Source organism: Comamonas sp. CAH-2, from assembly GCF_009668305.1.
Lineage (GTDB): Bacteria > Pseudomonadota > Gammaproteobacteria > Burkholderiales > Burkholderiaceae_C > Comamonas > Comamonas aquatica.
In genome coordinates this window covers 20578-40353 of record NZ_VSWF01000005.1, presented here as the reverse complement: position 1 = coordinate 40353, position 19776 = coordinate 20578, and the positions used below count along the sequence as shown (strand labels likewise).

Sequence of the window (19776 nt, the reverse complement as noted above, 5' to 3'; positions counted from 1 at the left end):
CGCCCAGCCTTGCAGGCACAAGCCTACAGCCGTAGCACCCGCTTACACCTCTTGCGCAAACCAGGTCTGCACGCCCTCCGCCAGGCGGGCAAACACCACCTCCAGCGACGGGGCCTGGGCGCCGAACAAGGCCTGGACAAAGGCCGTGTTCTCCAGCATGCCGTGCCAGTAGGTGCCCCAGATGTGGCCGGGGCCGTTCTGCCAGACCAGGCCCGGCACCACCTCCCGGGAACGCTGCGGCTGGCCGGCCTCCATGTCGGTGCGCAGCTGCGTCTGGCCGTGGTGGATTTCATAGACGTCCAAATCCATGCCCGCCAGGGACGACCAGGGCCCGTGCAGCGCCGGCAGGTGCACGCGCACGCGGCGCACGGTCTTGTCCGGCGCAAACAGCGTGACCAGGGGCAGCAGGCCCAGGCCGGCGGCGTTGCCGTCCACACCGTGCAGGTCAATCAGGGCCTCGCCCAGCATCTGCAGGCCCCCGCAGATGCCCAGCACCCGGCGCCCGGCATGGGCATGGGCAACCACGGCGGCGTCCAGCCCCTGGCCGCGCATCCAGTCCAGGTCGGCCGCCGTGGCCTTGGAGCCCGGCAGGATCACCCAGTCCGCGCCCTGCAACTGAGCCGGGCTGCGCGCCCAGACCACGCGCACGCCGGGCAGGTTCAGCAACGGCTGGAATTCATCGTGGTTGCTCATGCGCGGATAGGCCACGATGGCCACCGTGGTGTGGATGGCCCCGGCGCCCGTGCTGCGGGCATCGAACACGCCGTCCTCCTCGGGCAGGCCATGGTTCCACTGCATGGGGATGGTGGCCACCGTGGGCACGCCGGTGCGCTCCTGCAGCATCTGCGGCGCCGGGGCCAGCAGGCGTGCATCGCCCCGGAACTTGTTGAGCACGAAGCCGCGCAGCAGGGCCTGCTCCTCGGGCGGCAGCAGGGCCCAGGTGCCGTACAGGTGGGCGAAGGCGCCGCCCCGGTCGATGTCCGCCACCAGCAGGCAGTGCGCCTGACCGTGCCGGGCCACGCGCATGTTGACCACATCGCTGCTGTGCAGGTTGATCTCGGCCGGGGAACCGGCCCCCTCGATCACCACCACATCGTTCTCGGCCCGCAGGCTGTCCAGGGCCTGGGCGATCTGCGGCCACACGTGCTGGCTGCGACCACGCCAGGGCATGGCCGACAGCGCGGCATCCACCTGGCCCAGCAGCACCACCTGGCTGCGCGTGTCGGCCTCGGGCTTGAGCAGCAGCGGGTTCATGCGCACATCGGGCACGCAGCCCGCGGCCAGGGCCTGCAGGTACTGGGCCGTGCCGATCTCGCCCCACTGCCCATCCGGCGTGGCCACCACGCGGGCGTTGTTGCTCATGTTCTGCGCCTTGAAGGGCGCCACCTTGTAGCCCTGGGCGCGGTACCAGGCACACAGGGCCGTGGCCACCCAGCTCTTGCCGGCGTTGCTGCTGGTGCCCAGCACCATGACACACAGGGCCTGGGTCTGCCCGGGCTGCGGCCGCGGCAGGCGGACGGGATCGAATGCGGTCGGACTCATGCCAATTCCTTGAGGTTCATCGCCGCCCAGGCCTGTGCCAGGGCCTGCTGGGAGGCCGGCGGCAGCACGCCCAGGCGCACGCAGCCGGGCAGGCCAAAGCTGTGGGCATCGCGCAGCTTGATGCCTTGCGCGCGCAGCACGGCCAGGGCCTGCGCCATGCGCGCCTGCCCGTCCTGGGGCCAGTGCGCCACGAAATAATTGGCCCGGTGGCCCGGCAGCACCTGCCAGCCCAGCCGGGCGCACAGCTGCACTTGCTGCGCCTTCCAAGCCCGCAGCTGCACCAGGCTGGCCTGCAGCCAGGCCTGCACCTGCGGGGTGGTCCAGGCCTGCAGCATGGCCACGCCGTGGGCCCCCACCACCCAGGAGGGGGCCAGGTCGCGCAGCGCCGCCAGCTCCTGCTGCGTGGCCTGCACGGGCGCAATCGCGTAGGCGGCGCGCACCCCGGTCATGCCCAGGGCCTTGTTGGGGGTCCACATCTGCCACACGTGGTCCAGGTTTGGTCGCACAACGGCCGGCTCCAGCTGCAGCGGGGCATAGGCACAGTCCAGCACGCGCCAGGCCCCCGCCGGATCCGGCGACGACCACAGCGGCCAGACGTCCTCGTCCAGGCCCAGGGGGCTGGACGGGGCACAGGCCCAGTGCAGCCCGGGGCCACCCGCATGCGGGCTGCGCGGCACCACCGGCAATTGCCACAGGCGCGCGGCATGCGGGTAGTCGCCATAGTGGTGCGGCGGCAGGCTGACCTGGCGGGCCCCGCTGCGCACGGCATGCAAGGTCAGGCGGTGGATGCATTCGCTGGCACTGCCGGCCAGCAGCACGCGCGCCGGGTCCACGCCGTGGAAAGCCGCCAGGGCCGCGCGCAGGTCGGTGTAGGCCGGGTCCGGGTACTGGGCCACGTGCGCGGCCTGCAGCGCCGCCACGGCCTGCGGGCACGGGCCGCAGGCATTGCGGTTGGTGGAAAAATCGTGCGCCGGCACGCCCAGTGCGTCGGTGCCCCCGTGGATCAGCGCCTCAGCCATGGACGATCCCCCCCAGGCCCAGCAGCACCACCAGCGCGGCGATCGCGCAGGCCCCGACCACGCGCGCGGCCAGGCCCACGGCCTGCTGCACCTGCGCAGCCTGGGGCACCTGGCCCTGCGGGTTCAGCACATAGACGCCGGGCTTGCCCAGGCGCACGCCCAGGGCCAATGCCATGCAGCCCATGGGCCAGCCGCCATTGGGCGAAGGCGTGATGGCCGCATCGCGGCGCAGCGCGGACCAGGCCACGCCATGCGCCACGCCGGCCAGCAGCAGGGCCGTCAGGCGCGCGGGCAACCAGTTGAGCACATCGTCCGCACGCGCCGCCCATTTGCCGGCCCACTGCCAGTGGCGGCGCTGGGCGCCCTGCCCGCGCCAGCCCGGGTAACCCCACATGGCATCGGCGGTGTTGGCCAACCGGTACAGCGCCGCGCCCGGCAGGCCGGCCAGCAGGAACCAGAACAAGGGGGCGATGACGGAGTCGTTAAGGTTCTCGGCCAGGGTTTCGATCACGCTCTCGCGCACCGTGCCCGCGTCCAGCTGCGTGGTGTCGCGGCTGACCAGCCAGGACAGGCGCTCGCGCCCTGCGGGCAGCGACTGCTGTAGGGCGGCTTCGACGGCCAGCACCTCGTCCTGGAGCATGCGCCACGCCAGCAGCGGCTTGAGCAGCACGCCCAGCACCAGGCCCTGCCCCCACCAGGCCTGCGGTGGCAGCAGCCACTGGCACAGGGCATAGACCACAAAAAAGAGAGCTGCCAGCGCGCACCACGCGGTCATTCCCAGCACAAAAGCACCGTAATCCCTGGTTCTTTCAGCGCGGGGCGCTATCCATTTACCCAAGGCCCCCAGCAGCTTGCCCATCAGCACCACGGGGTGCAGCCACACGGGCGGCTCGCCCCACAGGCGGTCCAGCAGCAGGGCCACCAGCACCGCCAGCGCGGCCGACATGAGTTGCTGCGCCCAGAAAAGCTGCGAGGCGCCCTCGGCGCCCCACAGTTGCCAGGCCCAGGCCAGCGGGCTCAGGGCCACGGCCAGCACGGCCGTCACATCCATAGCGATCATTCCATCTCGGCCGGTGGCGGGGTCTGCGGCGCCTGCCCCCAGCGTTCTTCAAACAGCATGTCCTGCAGGGGCGCGCGGGCGGCCCATTTTTCCTGCTGCAGCATGGGTTCGGCGTAATAGGCCTGCACCGGCCCCAGGCACAGCACGGCCAGCGGATAGCTGCCGGCCGGCATCTCCAGCAGCTGGGCCAGGGCCTGCGGGTCGTAGATCGACACCCAGCCCATGCCCAGCCCTTCGGCACGCGCGGCCAGCCACAGGTTCTGGATGGCGCAGGCGGCCGAGGCCAGGTCCATCTCGGGCATGGTGCGGCGACCGAACACATGGGCCTCGCGCCCGGGCGGCAGGGCCACCACCAGCAGCTCGGCGGCGTCCAGCACGCCCTGCACCTTGAGCTGCATGAAATCTTCCTCGCGCTCGCCCAGGGCCTGGGCGGTGAGCACGCGCTCCTGCTCCACCAGCGTGTGGATGCCTTCGCGCAGCGCGCGCTCCCGCACGCGGATGAAGCGCCACGGCTGCATGAAGCCCACGCTGGGCGCATGGTGGGCGGCGCGCAGCAGGCGCAGCAGCACCTCGTCACTGACCGTGCCGCCGGCAAAGTGGCGCATGTCGCGCCGCTCGTGGATGGCGCGGTAGACGGCCGCCCGCTCGCTGTCCGTGAACGCGGTGGCGGCAATCGTGCGGTAGTGGTCGAGGTCGTGGGTGTCGTTCATGCTGCGATTGTCAGTCTTCGATGCCGCGCTGCGCAGGGACCCCCGCCTGGAAGGCGTGCTTGATCATCTGCATCTCGGTCACGGTATCGGCCATATCGATGATTTCCTGCGGACAGCGGCGGCCCGTCAGGCAGACGTGCACGTCCTTGGGGCGCGCACGCAGAGTGTCGAGCACCTCCTGCAGGGGCAACCAGCCATAGATCAAGGGATACGTCACTTCGTCCAGCACCACCAGGAAATAGTCACCCGACAGGATGTCGGCCTTGGCCTTGTCCCAGCCTTCACGGGCCAGCTGCGCCGACTGCTCCAGGTCCTTGCTCTTCCAGCTGAAGCCATCACCCAGGCCCTGCACCGGCAGGCCCACCTGGTCGGCCAGGCGGTGCTCGCCAAAGCGTGCCGTGGGCACCTTCATGAACTGGTAGACCTTGACGGCCTTGCCACGGCCCGTGGCACGGAAGGCCAGGCCAAAGGCCGCCGTGGTCTTGCCCTTGCCATTGCCGGTGTTGACGATGACCAGGCCGCGGCGCTCGCCATCGGGCTTCTCGTAGGGTTTGGTGGAAGGTGGGGTTTCGATTTGCATAACGGAAGGGTCCCCGCGTGCAGCGCACGCCGGGTGAACAAGGCCCTGGCATCCAGGGGAAAAGCAGGGCACGGTGTGCCCTGCGCGGGTCACTGGGGTCCACCGGCCGCGCGCAGGGCGCCGCACCGGTGGAACGGGGCACGGACGCACAAGATCTGTGCGCCCGCCGGCTTCAGGCGGCTTGGTAGACGCGGCGCTCCAGCACGGCGCTGCCCTGCAGGCGGCGCCAGGACTTGGCGGCGGCCAGCACGGCCAGATCGATCAGGGGCTCGAGCAGTACCACGGTCATGTAGGCCGCGCCAAAGCTGCCGATGCTGGCGAGGTTCTCTGCGCCCACGCCATGGCCGTAGATCGCCCAGAAGCCCACCCACAGCACGATGCCGCCCTGGTAGGCCACCGACAGCTTGAAGGTCTGGGCATAGCTCAGGTCCACATAGGCCATGTCGGCCGGAATCACCCGGCGCGCCAGCACGGCCGTGGCGAACAGCGGCACCAGCAAGGTGGTCACGTTCATGCCGTACTGCGGCAGATCCTGCGGCGCGAAGAACAGGCTTTGCACCAGCAGGCCGGCCGCCAGGCCGATGGCCGCCGGCGCTGCGCCGAAGATGAGCAGCAGCGTGGTGCCCAGGATCAGGTGCACCTCGGACACCCCGACCGGGTGGTGCGGAAACACTTCAAAGAAGGCAAACACCAGGGCCGTGGCCACCACCGAGCGCAGCAACAGGGCCTGCACGCTGTTGCTGCGCACCATGTCCCAGGCCAGCTTGGCGGTATAGGCCAACGCCGCCGTGGCCGTGGCATAGCTCAGCAGAATCTTGGTTCCATCGACGAGACCGGGTTCGATATGCATCGCAGATTTCCTTTCAGAGTGGGTGCTTGCGAAGAAGCGGGAGGGACGAAAAAAACAGGGTTCAGCCGGGCAGTGCCATCCACATGTCCTCGACCTGGCGGATGCGGATGCGGTGGTCGAACACCGCCTCCAGCGCGGCATGCGTGGCCGCATCGTGCGTGGCGCCCTGGTGCAGCACCCGCCCGGTCTGCATGACCAGCATGTGGTCGGACTGCAGGGCAATGCCCAGCTCGTGCAGCACGCTGACCACGGTGTGGCCTTGGCGCACCAGTTGCTGCACGGTCTGCATCCAGTCGCTCTGGTGCGGCGGGTCCAGGTTGGCCAGGGGCTCATCCATCAGCACCACCTGCGCCTGCACAGCCAGGGTGCGGGCCAGCAGCACGCGCTGGCGCTCGCCCCCGGACAGTTCGGCCAGCGGGCGATGGCGCCAGCCCCAGGCCTGCGTCATCTCCAGGCACTGCCGCACCACGGCGTGGTCGTGGGCACTGGGGGGGGCCAGCCAGGCCTGGTGGGGCAGGCGCCCCAGCATGACCACGTCATAGCTGCACAGCTCCTGCGCCACCGCCTCGTTCTGCCCCATCCAGGACAGGGTGCGCGCACGCTGCCGGCCCGACCATGCGGCCAAGGGGCGACCCAGCAAGTCCAGCTGGCCCTGCCAGGCCTTGCGCGGCTGCAAACCCGCCAGGGCACGCAGCAGCGTGGACTTGCCGGCGCCGTTCGGGCCGACCACGGCGGTCCAGCGCTGGGCCGGCACCTGCACCTGCACACCGTGCAGCAGCGGCTGGGCACCGGCGGACACCCGCAGGTCGCGCGCCTGCAGGGCGGGGGATGGCGTCAAGATGGGCTCCTCGGTCATGGTCTAGCCCCGCACCTGCCGGGCCGCATGGCCCCGGTGCATCAGCCACAGCAGGTAGCTGCCGCCCAGCAAGGCAGTCAGCACGCCCACGGGCAATTCCTCGGGCGCAATCACCCAACGCGCCAGAATGTCGGCCACCAGCAGCACCACGCCGCCCATCAGGCTGGCCAGCCAGATGCTGCGGGCATGGCCCACGCGCACCATGCTGCGCACCAGGTGGGGCGCGGCCAGGCCCACGAAGGCGATCAATCCGGTCTGCGCCACCGCCGTGCCCGTGGCCAGCGCCATCACGGCGATCAGGCCGGCACGCATGGGCGCCAGCGGCAGGCCCAGGCTGGCGGCAGTGGATTCGCCCAGCGTCAGCGCATCCAGCACCCGGGACAAGGCCCAGGCCACACCGCTGCACAGGACCCAGGCCCCGAGCAGCAGTGCGCAGGCCGGCCAGCCGATGAAGGCCGTGCTGCCCAGGCCAAAGGCCTTCATGGGCTGCAGGATGTCGGGGTAGCGCAGCTCCAGCATGTCGCGCACGGCGCCCAGCACCACGCCCACCACCACCCCGGCCAGCAGCATGCGCAGGCTGTTTTGCACACCCTGCGCCAGCACCAGCGTCAGCACCACCGCTGCGGCCGCGCCGGCAAAGGCCATGCCGGTCATGCCCAGGCGCTGCATCCAGGCCATGCCGATGGCCGCGGTACCGCTGAGCACCATGGCCAGCGCACCGCCCAGGGCCGCGCCCGAGGCGCTGCCCAGCAGGTACGGGTCGGCCAGCGGATTGCGGAACAAGCCCTGGGCCACGGCCCCGGCCAGGCCCAGCAAGGCCCCGGCCAGCCAGGCGCCCAGGGTGCGCGGCAGGCGGATGTCCCAGACGATCTGCTGCACCACCGGGTCGTCCCGCAGCGACCACATGCTTTCCCAGCCGGTGCTGCCCACGCTGGCGCCCAGCAGCAGCAGCACGGCGGTCAGCGCCAGCAGGCCCACGGCCAGCCAGCGGCTGCGCGCAGCTTCGTGCGACAGGGCGCCCTGTGGCGGGTTACGGTGCATGGCGGGGGGCCTTGTCACGCAGGCAGCGGGCGATGATGCGCGCGGCCTCGTCCATGCGGGGGCCGGGGCGCACGACGATGCTGGACTCGCGGGCATCGAAGGCGCAGATGCGCTGCTGCCGCACCGCCTCCAGCGTGGTCCAGCCCGGGTAGGTGTGCGCCAGCTGCATGCTGTGGTTGCCCATCATGATCACGTCGGGGCGGGCGCGCACAATGAATTCGGGATTCAGGCGCGGAAACGGCCCCATCGCATCGGGCACCACGTTGCGCATGCCCAGGCGCGTCAGCAGCTCGCCGATGAAGGACGACGGCCCGGCCGCAAACGGGCCGCGGCTGACCTCGAAGTACACCCGCCCGCCCTGCACGCCGGCAGGCAACGTGCGGGCCGCGGCATCGATGCCGTCCTGCATGCGTTGCCACTGCTGCTGCACCTGCGCCGGCGGCAGGCGCAGCAGGTGGCCCACGCTGTGCAGCACGCGCTGCACATCGGCTTGGGTGCGCGGCTCCAGCGCCACGGTGCGCAGGCCCAGGGCCTCCAGGCGCTCCACCACGCGGGCCGAGTTGGACAGCAGCACTACATCGGGCTTGAGGGCGACGATGGCCTCGACGTTCGGGTCCAGGCCGCCGCCCAGCACGGGCAGCCTGCGCTGCAGGTCTTCGGGCCAGTTGGAATAGCGGTCCACGCCCACCAAACGGTCGCAGGCGCCCAGGGCGCAGACGGTTTCCGTCAGCGACGGCAGCAGGCTGACGATGCGCTGCGGCGCCTGCACGCGCGCCACCGGGCGGCCGCGATCATCCTGGGCCCCCAACGCGGCCAGGTCGGTCGCCGGATCGGCGGCCTGGACCTGGCCCAGGCTGGCCGCCCACAGGCCCAGCGCCAGCCACAGGCTGCGGCGTGACAGCCGGATCATTTGAGCTGCAGCGGCAAGCCGGCCGCCATCAAGGTGACGTGGCGGCACACCTGCGCCACGTCCTGGTTCAGGCTGCCCAGGGCATCCACGAAGGCACGCACTTCGCGCCCCATGGGAATCACCCCCAGGCCAATTTCGTTGCCCACCACCACCACCGGGCCGGGGCAGGTGGCCAGCACTTCCAAAAACAAAGCACGCTGCGCGCTCCAGTCCTGGGCTGGAGCCTGATCAGACCCAAAATCCACGCCCTCCATGGGCATCATCCAGTGCGTCAGCCACAGGGTCAGGCAATCGACCACCACCAGGGTCTGTGGCTGGCTGCAGGCCCGCAGTGCCTGGGCCAGGGCCCGCGGGGCCTCCTGGGTGCGCATGCCGGGCACGCGGGCGGCACGGTCGTCCTGGTGGCGCTGGATGCGCTGGCGCATCTCGGCATCCCAGGCCTGGCCCGTGGCCAGGTAGACGGCCTCGCGCCCCGGGGCGCCGTCCAGCCAGGTGCGCGCCGCCTGCTCGGCCCGGCGGGTCTTGCCGCTTTTCTGGCCGCCCAGGATCAATTCCTGCCAGGGCAGCGCGGGGGTGGAGGGTTGCATCGGAGAAGTCATGGTGTGGAGCGCAAATTATGGCTGTGCGGCCGTGTCCCATTGCACGGGCTCGGCCCCCAGCAAGGCGGCCACGGCACGCGGGTGCGAGGGAAACCAGGCATGGAAATAACTGGCATGGACGCTGCCGTGCTGGTAGATGGCCTCGCCCTTGTCGGGCGCCACCGGCTGCCGGGGGCGGCTGGTGCGCGCCACCTCGGCCGCCTGGCAGGTGAAGCGCGAGTAATGGAAGGTGTGCCCACGCAGCACCCCACCCTGCAGCGCGCACTGCTGCATGCCCAGGCCGGCCAGGCGTTCCTGCATCCGCGCCTCGCCCGGCAGGATGCCCCACAGCGGCTGGCTTTGGTCCTGGGTATCGGTCATGCGCTGGCCCAGGGCCAGCATGCCGCCACATTCGGCCCACACGGGCTTGCCGGCCTGCACGTGCTGCTGCAGGTCGGCCTGCAGCCCGGTGTTGGCCGCCAGGGTGGCGGCGTGCAATTCGGGGTAGCCACCGGGCAGCCAGACGGCATCGCACACCGGCAGGCGCTCGCCCGCCAGGGGCGAGAAGAAGGCCAGGTTGGCGCCCATGGCCTGCAGGCAGTCCAGGTTGGCGGGGTAGATGAAGCTGAACGCCGCATCGCTGGCCACGGCCACGGTGTGCCCGCGCAGCCAGGGCTGGGGGGCTGCCACGGGCTGCGCCGGGGCTGCAAACGCCACCGACCAGCGCTGCCAGTCCTGCCAGTCCATGCGCCCCAGGGGCGTGTCGGCCAGGGCATCGGCCGCGGCATTCAGGCGCGCCATGGCATCGGGCAGCTCGTGGGCTGCCACCAGGCCCAGGTGGCGCTCGGGCAGCAGCTGCGCGTCCTTGCCCGGGCCCATGCGCTGCAAGCCGCCCAGCCACAGCTGCGGGTCGCGCAGGCTGCTTTGCAGCATCTGCGTGTGCATGCCGGTGGCCACGCGGTTGGCCAGCACGCCGGCCCAGGGCACGCCCGGCTGGTACTGCTGCATGCCCAGCACCAACGCGCCAAAGCTGCCTGCCATGGCCGAGGCATCGACCACCAGCAGCACCGGCACGCCCAGCTGGGTGGCCAGATCGGCCGCGGTGGGGCTGCCGTCAAACAGGCCCATCACGCCTTCGATCAGGATCACATCGGCCTGCGCGGCCGCGGCATGCAGGCGCGCGCGCACCTCGTCCATGCCCACCATCCAGCCATCGAGGTTGTGCACCGTGGCCCCGCTGGCCAGTTGGTGCCAGTACGGGTCCAGGTAATCCGGCCCGCACTTGAAGACCCGCACGCGGCGCCCCTGGCGGGCATGCCAGCGCGCCAGCGCCGCGGTGATGGTGGTCTTGCCCTGGCCCGAAGCGGGGGCGGCAATCAGCACCGCCACGCAGTGGTGCACGGGAGGGGATGGAGGAGTGATCAGTGGTGACATGCAAGCTCTCGGGGGTGCCCGCCAGGGCCACGGCGGGCAGATACAGCGTCGGCGGTTACCAGGGCATCCATTTCACGCCCAGCCACAGCGTACGCCCGGCGGTGGCGTAGTCCTTGACCAGGGTGTAGTCACGGTCCAGCGCATTGTCGATGCGCGCGGTCAGCGTGAAGTCCCTGGCCAGCTGGCGCGAGGCGGACAGGTTCACCAGGGTGTAGCCACCCAGGGACTTGACGGCCTCCGCATCGTCGTTGAAGCGGCGGCTGGCCGCCTGCAGCTCGGTGCCCAGGGTCCAGCCCGCCAGGGTGCCCTCAACCCCCAGGGTCGCATAGCGCTGCGAGCGGCGCTGCAGCAAGCGGCCGGTCTGGGCGTTGCGCGGGTTCTGGAAATCCACCGACGCATACCACTTCACCACACCCGCGCGCCAGTTGCCGGCCAGGGTGATGCCTTCCAGCTGGGCCTCGTCCACGTTCAGGTAGCAGCCCTGGCTGAGCGCCACCGGGCAGGTGCCCTGCTTGGCGGCATAGACCACCAGGTTTTCAATCTTGTTGCGGTAGGCCGTGGCGCTGAACGCGCGGTCCTTGTCGCCCCAGCGCAGCCCCAGTTCCATGTTGCGGCTTTCCTCGGGCTTCAGGCTGGCATCGCCGTTCTGCGAGAAGCGCTGGAACAGCGTGGGCACGCGAAAGCCGGTGCCCACCGAGGCCGTGGCCTTCCAGTGCGGGGCGAAGTCCCAGCCATAGGCCAGTGTGGCCGTGCGCTTGCCGCCAAAGTCGCTGTCCCGGTCATGGCGCAGGTTCAGTTGCACGGCGTGCTGCTGCCAGTGCAGGCCATAGCCCAGGCCCAGCGCGTTCTGGTGGCGCGAGCGCGCGTCACCGCCCACCAGGCTGGTATTCTCCAGCGTGTCCTCGCGCCGCTCGGCCAGCACCGAGAAAGTGCCCACGCGGCTGCGCCATTCGTTGTGCACCAGGTAGTTGCGCAGCAGGGTTTCGGTGCGGTAGTGCGTGGCCGTCCAGGTGTCGTAGCCGTGGCGCGACTGGCTCACGGCCACACGCGTGCGCCACGCGGGCGTCCAGTCACCCTGCCAGTTCAGGCCATAGGCATCCAGGGTGCGGACCGCACGGTCGTTGCCCTGGGCGCGGCTGTCGTAGCCAGCGTTCGAATCGCTGGTCAGGGCAGTGACGTCCAGGCGCTGGCCCGCGCTGAGCTGCAGGCCCACGCGCGCATTCGCCGATTTGCGCACGTAGCCGTCCTTGTCCACGTTGCGGCGGGTGCCCCCGGTCTTGGCATCGAAGCCCTCGCTGTCGGCATAGGACAGGCCCAGGGCATAGTCCCAGGCGCCCTGCCCGCCGCTGAATCCGGCCGTGCCCTTCTTGGTGCCGTACGAGCCCGCGCCCACGGACACATGGGGCTTGAAGCCGGTCTCGCCACGGCGGGTGAAGATCTGCACCGTGCCCGCCATGGCATCCGAGCCATACAGCGCACCGACCGCGCCGCGCAGCACCTCGATGCGCTCGATCGATTCCAGCGGCAGCGTCTCCCAGGGGGCGCCGCCGGAGCCATTCTGGGCATCGATGCGGATGCCGTCGACATACACCGCCGTGTGCTGCTTGTGCGCCCCGCGCAGGAACAGGTTGGTGTCCGAACCCGGGCCACCGGTGCGGGTGATCTGGATGCCCGGCACCTTGGCCATGACATCTTCCAGCGCCAGGGCGCCGCTGCGCTCCAGGGCCTCCCCGTCCAGCACCGTCACATCCGCCAGCACTTCGCTCAGGCGCTGCTCGGAGCGCGTGGCCGAGACCACCACCTCATCCAGGGCCGCCGCGGCCGCCGGCAGCACCAGGCCCGCCAGACAGACCACCGCCAGAGAGACCGGGCGCCACGCCATCGCCGGCATCCAGGCACGCTGACGCCGTTGTTCGAACACATTCATTGGAAACATCACCAGATTCCACCCGTGTCAGCCTCCCCGCCGACAATGGGCAAACATGCCTGCCCTGGGGGCAGACACACGAATGTTGGCCGGTATCCGGGCTGGTCCCTCAGTCCATCGCCTTCCCACGTGCTTGTTCAAGGCACCCAGTGGCTGTGTTGATGGAGGGGCGCTATGACGGGCGCCAGGGACTCACCGTTGCGGGGGCAGCGCAGGCTAGGTCAGGTCGAAGGCCGACCCACCATCCTGCTTCCCGTTGAACTGCAATCTTGCGAACCAAGTTGCGAGCACCAACAATGCAAGCTGGCGATTCTAACTGGACGTGACGGGCCATGGTGCACCGCACAGCAGTGCCGCAGCCAGGCGCAGGGCTGCACAAAAAATGAGCAGCATCCGCACAAAAACAAAGGGCTTCAGATACAAACCTATCTGAAGCCCTTATTCATTCAGCGCCAGGCGCTATCTTTTCAAATCCTGCCCAGCGCCCGGTCCACGCCCAGGTTGGCCAGGGCATCGGCCCGCTCGTTGCCCGGATCGCCCGCATGGCCCTTGACCCAGCGCCACTCGATGCGGTGTCCCGCACCGCTGACCAGCGCATCCAGCGCCTGCCACAGCTCGACGTTCTTCACCGGCTGCTTGGTCGAGGTCTTCCAGCCCTTGGCTTTCCAGCCGTGGATCCATTCCGTGATGCCCTTTCGCACGTACTCGCTGTCCAGGAACAGCGTCACATCGCAGGGGCGCTTGAGGGCGCGCAACGCTTCGATCACGGCGGTCAGCTCCATGCGGTTGTTGGTGGTCTCGCGCTCGCCGCCAAACAACTCCTTGGTGTGCGGCCCGGCCTGCATCAGCACGCCCCAGCCGCCCGGCCCCGGGTTGCCCTTGCAGGCCCCGTCCGTGTAAATCACTACTTGGTTCAAATTTCTTTCCTTTGTGGTGCTTGCTGGCACGCGGCCGCCGGGCGGGCCTGCGCCGCGGGCGCACGTTTGCGCCACGCAGGCTCCAGCAGGCGCATGCCATGCACCTTTTTCACAGCCAGCACGCAGTATGCACCGCCCAGCACCGGCCAGGCCTTGTTGCCCAGCCTATCCATCCAGCGCCAGCGCTGCAGCCAGGCTGGCGCCTCCAGCGCCGGGGCGTGGCAACCGAAATCGGCGGCCACCACGTCCATGGCCAGCACCTGCAGCCAATCGCGCACGCGCCAGTACGGCAGGCCGCGCCAGGCGTTCAACCCAGGCTCCGGCACACGCTCCAGCCCATGCTGAAGCCCCCACAGGCTATAGGGGTTGAGCCCAAACAGCAGCAGCCGCCCTTCGGGCACCAGCACGCGCACCGCTTCGCGCAAGGCAGCATGCGGGTCCTGGCAATGTTCGAGGGTGTGGGGCAGGACCAGCAGGTCGACGCTGGACTCGGCGAACGGCAGTGCCTCGGGGGCGCACAACAGTTGTACACCTTCAGGGACTTGGCAAGCCCCGGGTTCAAGGTTCCAATCGGTGCTTTGCGCGGCCACCCAGCGGTTGGGCATGCGGTTGTGGCGCAGCGCTTGCAGCAGGGGCCAGCCCAGTTGCACGCTGTGATAGCCGAAAATATCCGCCACCGCCTCATCACACCGCTGCTGCTCCCAGTCGAGCAGATAGCGGCCAAATGCCTTGGCCATCCACGGATGGCCCTCTTGCTTTGCATCGTTCATGAACCTGTTGCCGTTGCCTGCGTTTTCTGACAATTACATCTGGCTGCTGCACGACGGCCAGCACGCCGTGGTGGTGGACCCTGGCGACGCCGGGCCCGTTCAAGCGGCGCTGCACGCCCAGGGCCTGCAGCTGCAAGCCATTCTAGTGACCCACCACCATGCCGACCATGTCGGCGGCGTGGACGCGCTGTGCCGCGCCACCGGCGCCACGGTCTACGGCCCGGCCTACGAGCCCCTGCCCGAGCCCGTGGTGCGCGTCGACGCGCACAGCCGCATCCGCCTGCTGGGGCAGGACTGGCAGGTGCTGGAAGTGCCCGGCCACACCGCCGGCCACATCGCCTGGTACTGCGCCCCCGCGGATGCGGCCCCGCTGCTGTTTTGCGGCGACACGCTGTTCTCCGGCGGCTGTGGCCGCCTGTTCGAGGGCACGGCGCAGCAGATGTACGACTCGCTGCAGACGCTGGCGGCTTTGCCACACGACACCCGTGTGTTTTGCGCCCATGAATACACTCTGAGCAATCTGAAATTTGCCTGCGCGGTGGAACCAAGCAACCCGGCCCTGCTCCAATATCGCGCGCGTTGCGAGGCACTGCGCCAGCAACAGCAGCCCACCCTGCCCTCGACGCTGGGGCAGGAGCTGGCAATCAACCCTTTTCTACGTTGCGACGTTACAGAGGTTGCGCACAGCGCACACCACTTTTGCTCCACCGTAGACCCTACACAACCCGCCAGCGTGTTCGCAGCGCTGCGTGAATGGAAAAACGCATTCCGATGAATTTGCGCCATCTTTTAGTCCTCGCCAGCGTGGTTTGGCTCGCTGGTTGCGCGACCGCCCCCTCCACCTCCTCGTACGACGGTCCGCTCAAGCCCATCACCCGCGCCTCCCCCGGCACCTCCAAGGTCACCTCGCTGGAATACAACAGCGACCTGTGGGAACGCATCCGCCGCGGCTTTGCCATGCCCGACCTGGAGCACGAGCTGGTCGGCAGCCAGGAGCAGTGGTACGGCAGCCGCCCCGACTACATCGAGCGCATGACCACACGCTCCAGCAAGTACCTCTTCCACATCGTGGAGGAGCTGGAGCAGCGCAACATGCCGATGGAGCTGGCCCTGCTGCCCTACATCGAGAGCGCCTTCAATCCCCAGGCCGTGTCCAGCGCCAAGGCCGCCGGCATGTGGCAGTTCATGCCGGCCACGGGTTCGTACTTCGAGCTGACCCAGAACGCGTTCCGGGACGACCGCCGCGATGTGCTGGCCTCCACCCGCGCGGCCCTGGACTACCTGGAAAAGCTGCACCGCATGTTCGGCGACTGGCACCTGGCCCTGGCCGCCTACAACTGGGGCGAAGGCAGCGTCGGGCGCGCCATCAAACGCAATGAACGCATGGGCCTGGAGACCAGCTACACCGACCTGAACATGCCCGGCGAAACGCGTAACTATGTGCCCAAGCTGCAAGCGGTGAAGAACATCATTGCCCACCCGGAAAAGTTCAACATCGAGCTGCCCAACATCGAGAACCACCCCTACTTCCAGGCGGTGGAGATCAAGCGCGACATGGACATCGAGTTGGTCGCCCGCCTGGCCGACGTGCGCCTGGAGGACTTCAAGGCACTCAACCCCTCCTTCAGCCGCCCGACGATCTTTGCCGCCGGCACCACCCAGATCCTGCTGCCCTGGGACAACGCCAAGGTGTTCCAGCGCAACCTGGCCGCCTACGATGACGACCAGTACGCCAGCTGGACCGTCTGGGTCGCTCCCAGCACCATGACGGTAGCCAATGCCGCCCAGCGGGTCGGCATGAGCGAGACCGACCTGCGCAGCGTCAACCGCATTCCGCCGCGCATGATGATCAAGGCCGGATCGGCCCTGATGGTGCCGCGCTCGCCCCAGCACCGCCAGGACGTGTCCACGCACATCGCCGACCACGGTACCCTGGCCTTTGCGCCGGAGATTACCGAAGTGACGCGCCGCACCGCAGTCAAGGTGCTGCGTGGCGACAACATGGCCAAGGTGGCCAGCCGCCATGGCGTGACCGTGGCCAACCTGGCGCGCTGGAACGACATGAAGCCCACGGCCGCGCTGCGTGCCGGCCAGTCGCTGGAGGTGTACAAGACCGTACGCGTCAGCGCCGCTCCCACCCGCACCGCACAGGTCAGCAAGAGCACCAAGGCAAGCAACACCTCCAAGCGCCCGCGTGCCACCGGAACCGCGAAAGAGAAACCCGTGGTCACCAAGGTGGCACAGCAAACGCGCGGCGACACGCCGACCAAGCGCAAGCGCTGAGCGCAGACGACCAAAAGGTCCCTGGAAAACCAGGGCCCTTTTTGTTTTGGGGAGGGTGTGCTGGAGCCATTCACAACCATCAGCCCCGCGGAGATGGGCGCTTGGGACGGGGCGCGAAACTGCAGGCAGCACGGGTGTACACCAAGCACAGCAACGCTGCATCAAGGCAGTGTCAACGGCTCCTAGCGGCGCTCGACCAGGGCGTGGGCGATCGTGCCCAGGTCCACATACTCCAGCTCGCTGCCTACCGGCACGCCGCGCGCCAGCCGCGTCACCTGCACCTGGCGACCCTGCATCAACTCGGTCACGGCATGCGCTGTGGCCTCACCCTCGGTGGTGAAGCTGGTGGCCAGAATCACCTCCTGCACCACGCCATCGGCCACGCGCTCGAGCAGCCGTGGCAAGCCGATGTCCTTGGCACCCACACCGTCCATCGGGGAGATGCGTCCCATCAGCACAAAGTAGTAACCGCTGTAGGCGCCGGTGCGCTCCATCGCGGCCAGATCGGCCGGGGTCTCCACCACGCACAGGCGCGCGGCATCGCGCCCGGCATCGCGGCAGATCGGGCAAACGGCATCGTGCGTGAAGGTGTTGCAACGGCTGCAGTGCTGCACCGAATCCACGGCCTCCTGCAGGGCGCGCGAGAGCACGCGCGCGCCATCCTGGTCGCGCTGCATCAGGTGGAACGCCATGCGCTGGGCCGACTTCACCCCCACACCAGGCAAGCGGCGCAGGGCCTGGATCAGCGGGTCCAGCGGTTGAAGGTCAGACATGTCTCAAACCCATGTGCCAAGAAAAAGGGGAAGCACCATGGCTTTCCCCTGGGGTCCTGCGGCGCAACGCGCTCAGAAAGGGAACTTCATGCCACCGGGCAGACCGGGCATGCCCGCGGTCAGCTTGGACATCTTTTCGTTCGAGGTTTCCTCGGCCTTGCGCACGGCGGCGTTGAACGCAGCGGCCACCAGGTCTTCCAGCATGTCCTTGTCGTCCTGCAGCAGGCTGGGGTCAATGGTCACGCGCTTGACGTCGTGCTTGCAGGTCATCACCACCTTGACCAGACCCGCGCCAGATTCACCTTCCACTTCGATGTTGCCCAGCTCGTCCTGCGCCTTCTTCAGGTTGTCCTGCATGGTCTGGGCTTGCTTCATCAAACCGGCGAGTTGTCCTTTGTTGAACATGGTTGGTTTCCTTTATTTGTCACTCAAAAAATCAGATGCTGCGATGGTGCCATGACTTGGCATGCCCCAGTCCCGGCGCCTGCTATACCGGGCGGATGCTGCCCGGCACGATGGTCGCGCCAAACGTGTTTTGCAGGAACTGCACGTTCGGGTCATTGGCCACCACCGCCTCGGCCTGCAACTGGCGTGCCTGGGCGCGCGCCTTGTTGCGCAAGGCCGGGGTATCGGTCACCTTGCCGCTTTCCAGCTGCAGGCTGGTGCAGTCGGTGACCTGGGCCAGGGCCTTGGCCAGGCGCTCGCGCGCCACCGCCTGGTTCAGTGACGCCCGCTCCACGCGCAGCGTCCACACACCGGCCTCCTGGGCGATCAATTGCGACTGCAAGGCCAGCTCACGCACCAAGGCCGTGATTGCTTGCGCCGCATCCAGCTGTGTGACCACGGCGTGCCAGACGTCGCCCAACGGCGTGACTTCCACCGCGATGGCCGCGGCCGGTGGCGCCACCGGCTCTGCCACGGCTTCGACAGGCTCCCTCTCGGCCGCAATGCCCTCCCAGGGGGCCGCCTCCATGGGCACATCGTCCCATACCGGGGGTTCTGGCTCCTGCGGCTCCACGGCCAGCTCTGGCTCATCATCCCAGGGCGGCGACAGGTCGTCGCCCGCAGAGGTCGCATCATCCATCGCCACGGCTTCAGGTGGCACCACCACCGGCTCAGCAGCGACTGCCTGCTCGGCGGGTTGGGCAGCCTCCAGCCGCGTGGCTGCGACGGCCGGCTGTGGCTGTGGCTGTGGCTGTGGCTGTGGCTGTGGCTGTGGCTGTGGCTGTGGCTGTGGCTGTGGCTGTGGCTGTGCAGCTTCAGCCTGCGGCGCTGCGCGGTCAGCGAGTTTCAGTGTTTTTTTTTCAGCCGGGGGCGCTGCAGCGCTGGTGGCTGGCCCGTTCTGGGGCTTGAAGGCCAGCAGGCGCAGCAAGGCCATGGTCAAGGCCGCGTACTCATCCGGCGCCAGGCCCAGCTCCTGCCGGCCGTGCAAACAGATGCTGTAGAGCAGCTGTGTTTCGTCCGCGGGCATCAACTGCGCCAGGCGCACCATCTCCTGCGCATCGGGGTCGGCAGCATCGCCGGCCGCGGCCATGTCGGGCACGGCCTGCAGCACCGCCATGCGTTGCAGGATGCTGGACATTTCCTCCAGGGTCGAGCCCGCCGACACGCCGTTGTAGCGCAGCGTGTCCACCGTTTCCACCACCGTGCGGCCATCACCCTGGGCCAGGGCTTCAATCAGGCGGAACACATAGCTGCGGTCCACGCTGCCCAGCATCTGCCGCACCGACGCTTCCTGCAACTGGCCGCAGCCAAAGGCGATCGCCTGGTCCGTCAGCGACAGCGCATCGCGCATGGAGCCGCGCGCACCGCGCGCCAGCAGTTTCAGGGCCTGGGGCTCGGCCGCAATGTGTTCCTGGGCCAGCACCTGCGTCAGGTGCTCGAACACCGTATCCGGCGCCATGGGCCGCAGGTTGAACTGCAGACAGCGCGACAGCACGGTCACCGGCACCTTCTGCGGATCGGTGGTGGCCAGCACAAACTTGAGGTACTCCGGCGGCTCCTCCAGGGTCTTCAACATCGCGTTGAAGGCCGTGTTGGTCAGCATGTGCACTTCGTCGATCATGAAGACCTTGAAGCGCCCCTGCACCGGCTTGTACACCGCCTGCTCCAGCAGGCTTTGGACCTCGTCCACCCCCCGGTTGGAGGCCGCGTCCAGCTCGATGTAGTCAGGAAAGCGGCCGCTATCGATTTCCGTGCACGCAGGGCAGACGCCACAAGGCGTGGCGGTGATACCACCCTGGCCATCGGCGCCCGTGCAATTGAGCGACTTGGCCAGAATGCGCGACACCGTGGTCTTGCCCACGCCGCGCGTACCGGTGAACAAATAGGCATGGTGCAGACGCTGCTGCGTCAGCGCGTTGCCCAGGGCCTGCACGACATGCTCCTGCCCCACCATTTCGGCGAAGTTGCGGGGACGGTATTTGCGGGCGAGCACGAGATAAGACATGGGGCCGGATTCTACGGGTTGCACGCCGGACACCACCAACACCGGCGGTTTATCTTCGCGCCGGCCTGCAGGGGGCC

At 68.8% G+C, this 19776-nt stretch carries 19 protein-coding genes and 1 riboswitch; of the genes, 2 read left to right on the top strand and 17 right to left on the bottom strand.

What is annotated here, in order from left to right; all coding sequences use genetic code 11:
* Window positions 1-42: 42 nt before the first annotated feature.
* From FYM52_RS05350 to FYM52_RS05285, 14 genes are all read right to left on the bottom strand, one after another.
* Window positions 43-1542, bottom strand: coding sequence for a cobyric acid synthase (locus tag FYM52_RS05350; protein ID WP_370513802.1), 1500 nt, complete (start codon window positions 1540-1542; stop codon window positions 43-45).
* The gene (locus FYM52_RS05345; RefSeq protein ID WP_154163351.1) at window positions 1539-2561 is read right to left on the bottom strand and encodes an aminotransferase class I/II-fold pyridoxal phosphate-dependent enzyme; all 1023 of its coding nucleotides are present in this window, start codon (window positions 2559-2561) and stop codon (window positions 1539-1541) included. The genes FYM52_RS05350 and FYM52_RS05345 overlap by 4 nt, the downstream gene beginning before the upstream one ends.
* Window positions 2554-3621: an adenosylcobinamide-phosphate synthase CbiB gene (gene cbiB / locus FYM52_RS05340; RefSeq protein WP_154163350.1), complete on the bottom strand. Its 1068-nt coding sequence runs from the start codon at window positions 3619-3621 to the stop codon at window positions 2554-2556. Before cbiB ends, FYM52_RS05345 begins: the two co-directional genes overlap by 8 nt.
* Window positions 3618-4331, bottom strand: coding sequence for a 5,6-dimethylbenzimidazole synthase (gene bluB, locus FYM52_RS05335; RefSeq protein WP_042416121.1), 714 nt, complete (start codon window positions 4329-4331; stop codon window positions 3618-3620). The genes cbiB and bluB overlap by 4 nt, the downstream gene beginning before the upstream one ends.
* A gap of 10 nt (window positions 4332-4341) precedes the next feature.
* The gene (cobO, locus tag FYM52_RS05330; protein ID WP_042416125.1) at window positions 4342-4911 is read right to left on the bottom strand and encodes a cob(I)yrinic acid a,c-diamide adenosyltransferase; all 570 of its coding nucleotides are present in this window, start codon (window positions 4909-4911) and stop codon (window positions 4342-4344) included.
* A 172-nt stretch (window positions 4912-5083) separates the two neighbouring features.
* Complete coding sequence (locus FYM52_RS05325; protein WP_043384932.1) at window positions 5084-5761, bottom strand: energy-coupling factor ABC transporter permease; 678 nt, start codon at window positions 5759-5761, stop codon at window positions 5084-5086.
* Between the two features lie 61 nt (window positions 5762-5822).
* On the bottom strand, window positions 5823-6617 hold the full coding sequence (locus tag FYM52_RS05320) for an ABC transporter ATP-binding protein (protein ID WP_179954932.1): 795 nt from the start codon (window positions 6615-6617) through the stop codon (window positions 5823-5825).
* Window positions 6618-6620: 3 nt separating this feature from the next.
* Entirely contained in the window at window positions 6621-7658 is a 1038-nt protein-coding gene (locus FYM52_RS05315; protein ID WP_154163348.1) for an iron ABC transporter permease, read from the bottom strand.
* Window positions 7648-8568, bottom strand: coding sequence for an ABC transporter substrate-binding protein (locus FYM52_RS05310; RefSeq protein ID WP_154163347.1), 921 nt, complete (start codon window positions 8566-8568; stop codon window positions 7648-7650). The genes FYM52_RS05315 and FYM52_RS05310 overlap by 11 nt, the downstream gene beginning before the upstream one ends.
* Entirely contained in the window at window positions 8565-9167 is a 603-nt protein-coding gene (locus tag FYM52_RS05305) for a bifunctional adenosylcobinamide kinase/adenosylcobinamide-phosphate guanylyltransferase (protein WP_238826134.1), read from the bottom strand. The genes FYM52_RS05310 and FYM52_RS05305 overlap by 4 nt, the downstream gene beginning before the upstream one ends.
* Window positions 9168-9182: 15 nt before the next feature.
* Window positions 9183-10580 (bottom strand): cobyrinate a,c-diamide synthase, encoded by a 1398-nt coding sequence (locus FYM52_RS05300; protein ID WP_154163346.1) that lies wholly within the window; start codon window positions 10578-10580, stop codon window positions 9183-9185.
* Window positions 10581-10635: 55 nt separating this feature from the next.
* The gene (locus FYM52_RS05295; protein ID WP_238826133.1) at window positions 10636-12516 is read right to left on the bottom strand and encodes a TonB-dependent receptor domain-containing protein; all 1881 of its coding nucleotides are present in this window, start codon (window positions 12514-12516) and stop codon (window positions 10636-10638) included.
* Window positions 12517-12576: 60 nt separating this feature from the next.
* Window positions 12577-12817: riboswitch (cobalamin riboswitch) on the bottom strand.
* 157 nt (window positions 12818-12974) lie between these two features.
* A complete protein-coding gene (gene rnhA, locus FYM52_RS05290) occupies window positions 12975-13424 on the bottom strand; it encodes a ribonuclease HI (RefSeq protein ID WP_042416145.1) in 450 nt (149 codons plus the stop codon).
* Window positions 13421-14194: a class I SAM-dependent methyltransferase gene (locus FYM52_RS05285; protein ID WP_238826132.1), complete on the bottom strand. Its 774-nt coding sequence runs from the start codon at window positions 14192-14194 to the stop codon at window positions 13421-13423. The genes rnhA and FYM52_RS05285 overlap by 4 nt, the downstream gene beginning before the upstream one ends.
* Between FYM52_RS05285 and gloB the strand changes: the two genes are divergently transcribed.
* Complete coding sequence (gene gloB / locus FYM52_RS05280) at window positions 14193-14969, top strand: hydroxyacylglutathione hydrolase (protein WP_154163345.1); 777 nt, start codon at window positions 14193-14195, stop codon at window positions 14967-14969. The two genes, FYM52_RS05285 and gloB, sit on opposite strands and share 2 nt — an antisense overlap.
* A complete protein-coding gene (locus FYM52_RS05275; protein ID WP_154163344.1) occupies window positions 14966-16477 on the top strand; it encodes a transglycosylase SLT domain-containing protein in 1512 nt (503 codons plus the stop codon). Before gloB ends, FYM52_RS05275 begins: the two co-directional genes overlap by 4 nt.
* Window positions 16478-16659: 182 nt before the next feature.
* Here the strand turns inward: FYM52_RS05275 and recR are convergent, their stop codons facing one another.
* The 3 genes from recR to dnaX all read right to left on the bottom strand — a co-directional run bounded on the left by recR (window position 16660) and on the right by dnaX (window position 19699).
* A complete protein-coding gene (gene recR, locus FYM52_RS05270) occupies window positions 16660-17250 on the bottom strand; it encodes a recombination mediator RecR (protein WP_042416154.1) in 591 nt (196 codons plus the stop codon).
* Window positions 17251-17322: 72 nt separating this feature from the next.
* Window positions 17323-17655: a YbaB/EbfC family nucleoid-associated protein gene (locus FYM52_RS05265; protein WP_042416157.1), complete on the bottom strand. Its 333-nt coding sequence runs from the start codon at window positions 17653-17655 to the stop codon at window positions 17323-17325.
* A gap of 82 nt (window positions 17656-17737) precedes the next feature.
* Window positions 17738-19699: a DNA polymerase III subunit gamma/tau gene (gene dnaX / locus FYM52_RS05260; RefSeq protein WP_154163343.1), complete on the bottom strand. Its 1962-nt coding sequence runs from the start codon at window positions 19697-19699 to the stop codon at window positions 17738-17740.
* Window positions 19700-19776: the final 77 nt, after the last annotated feature.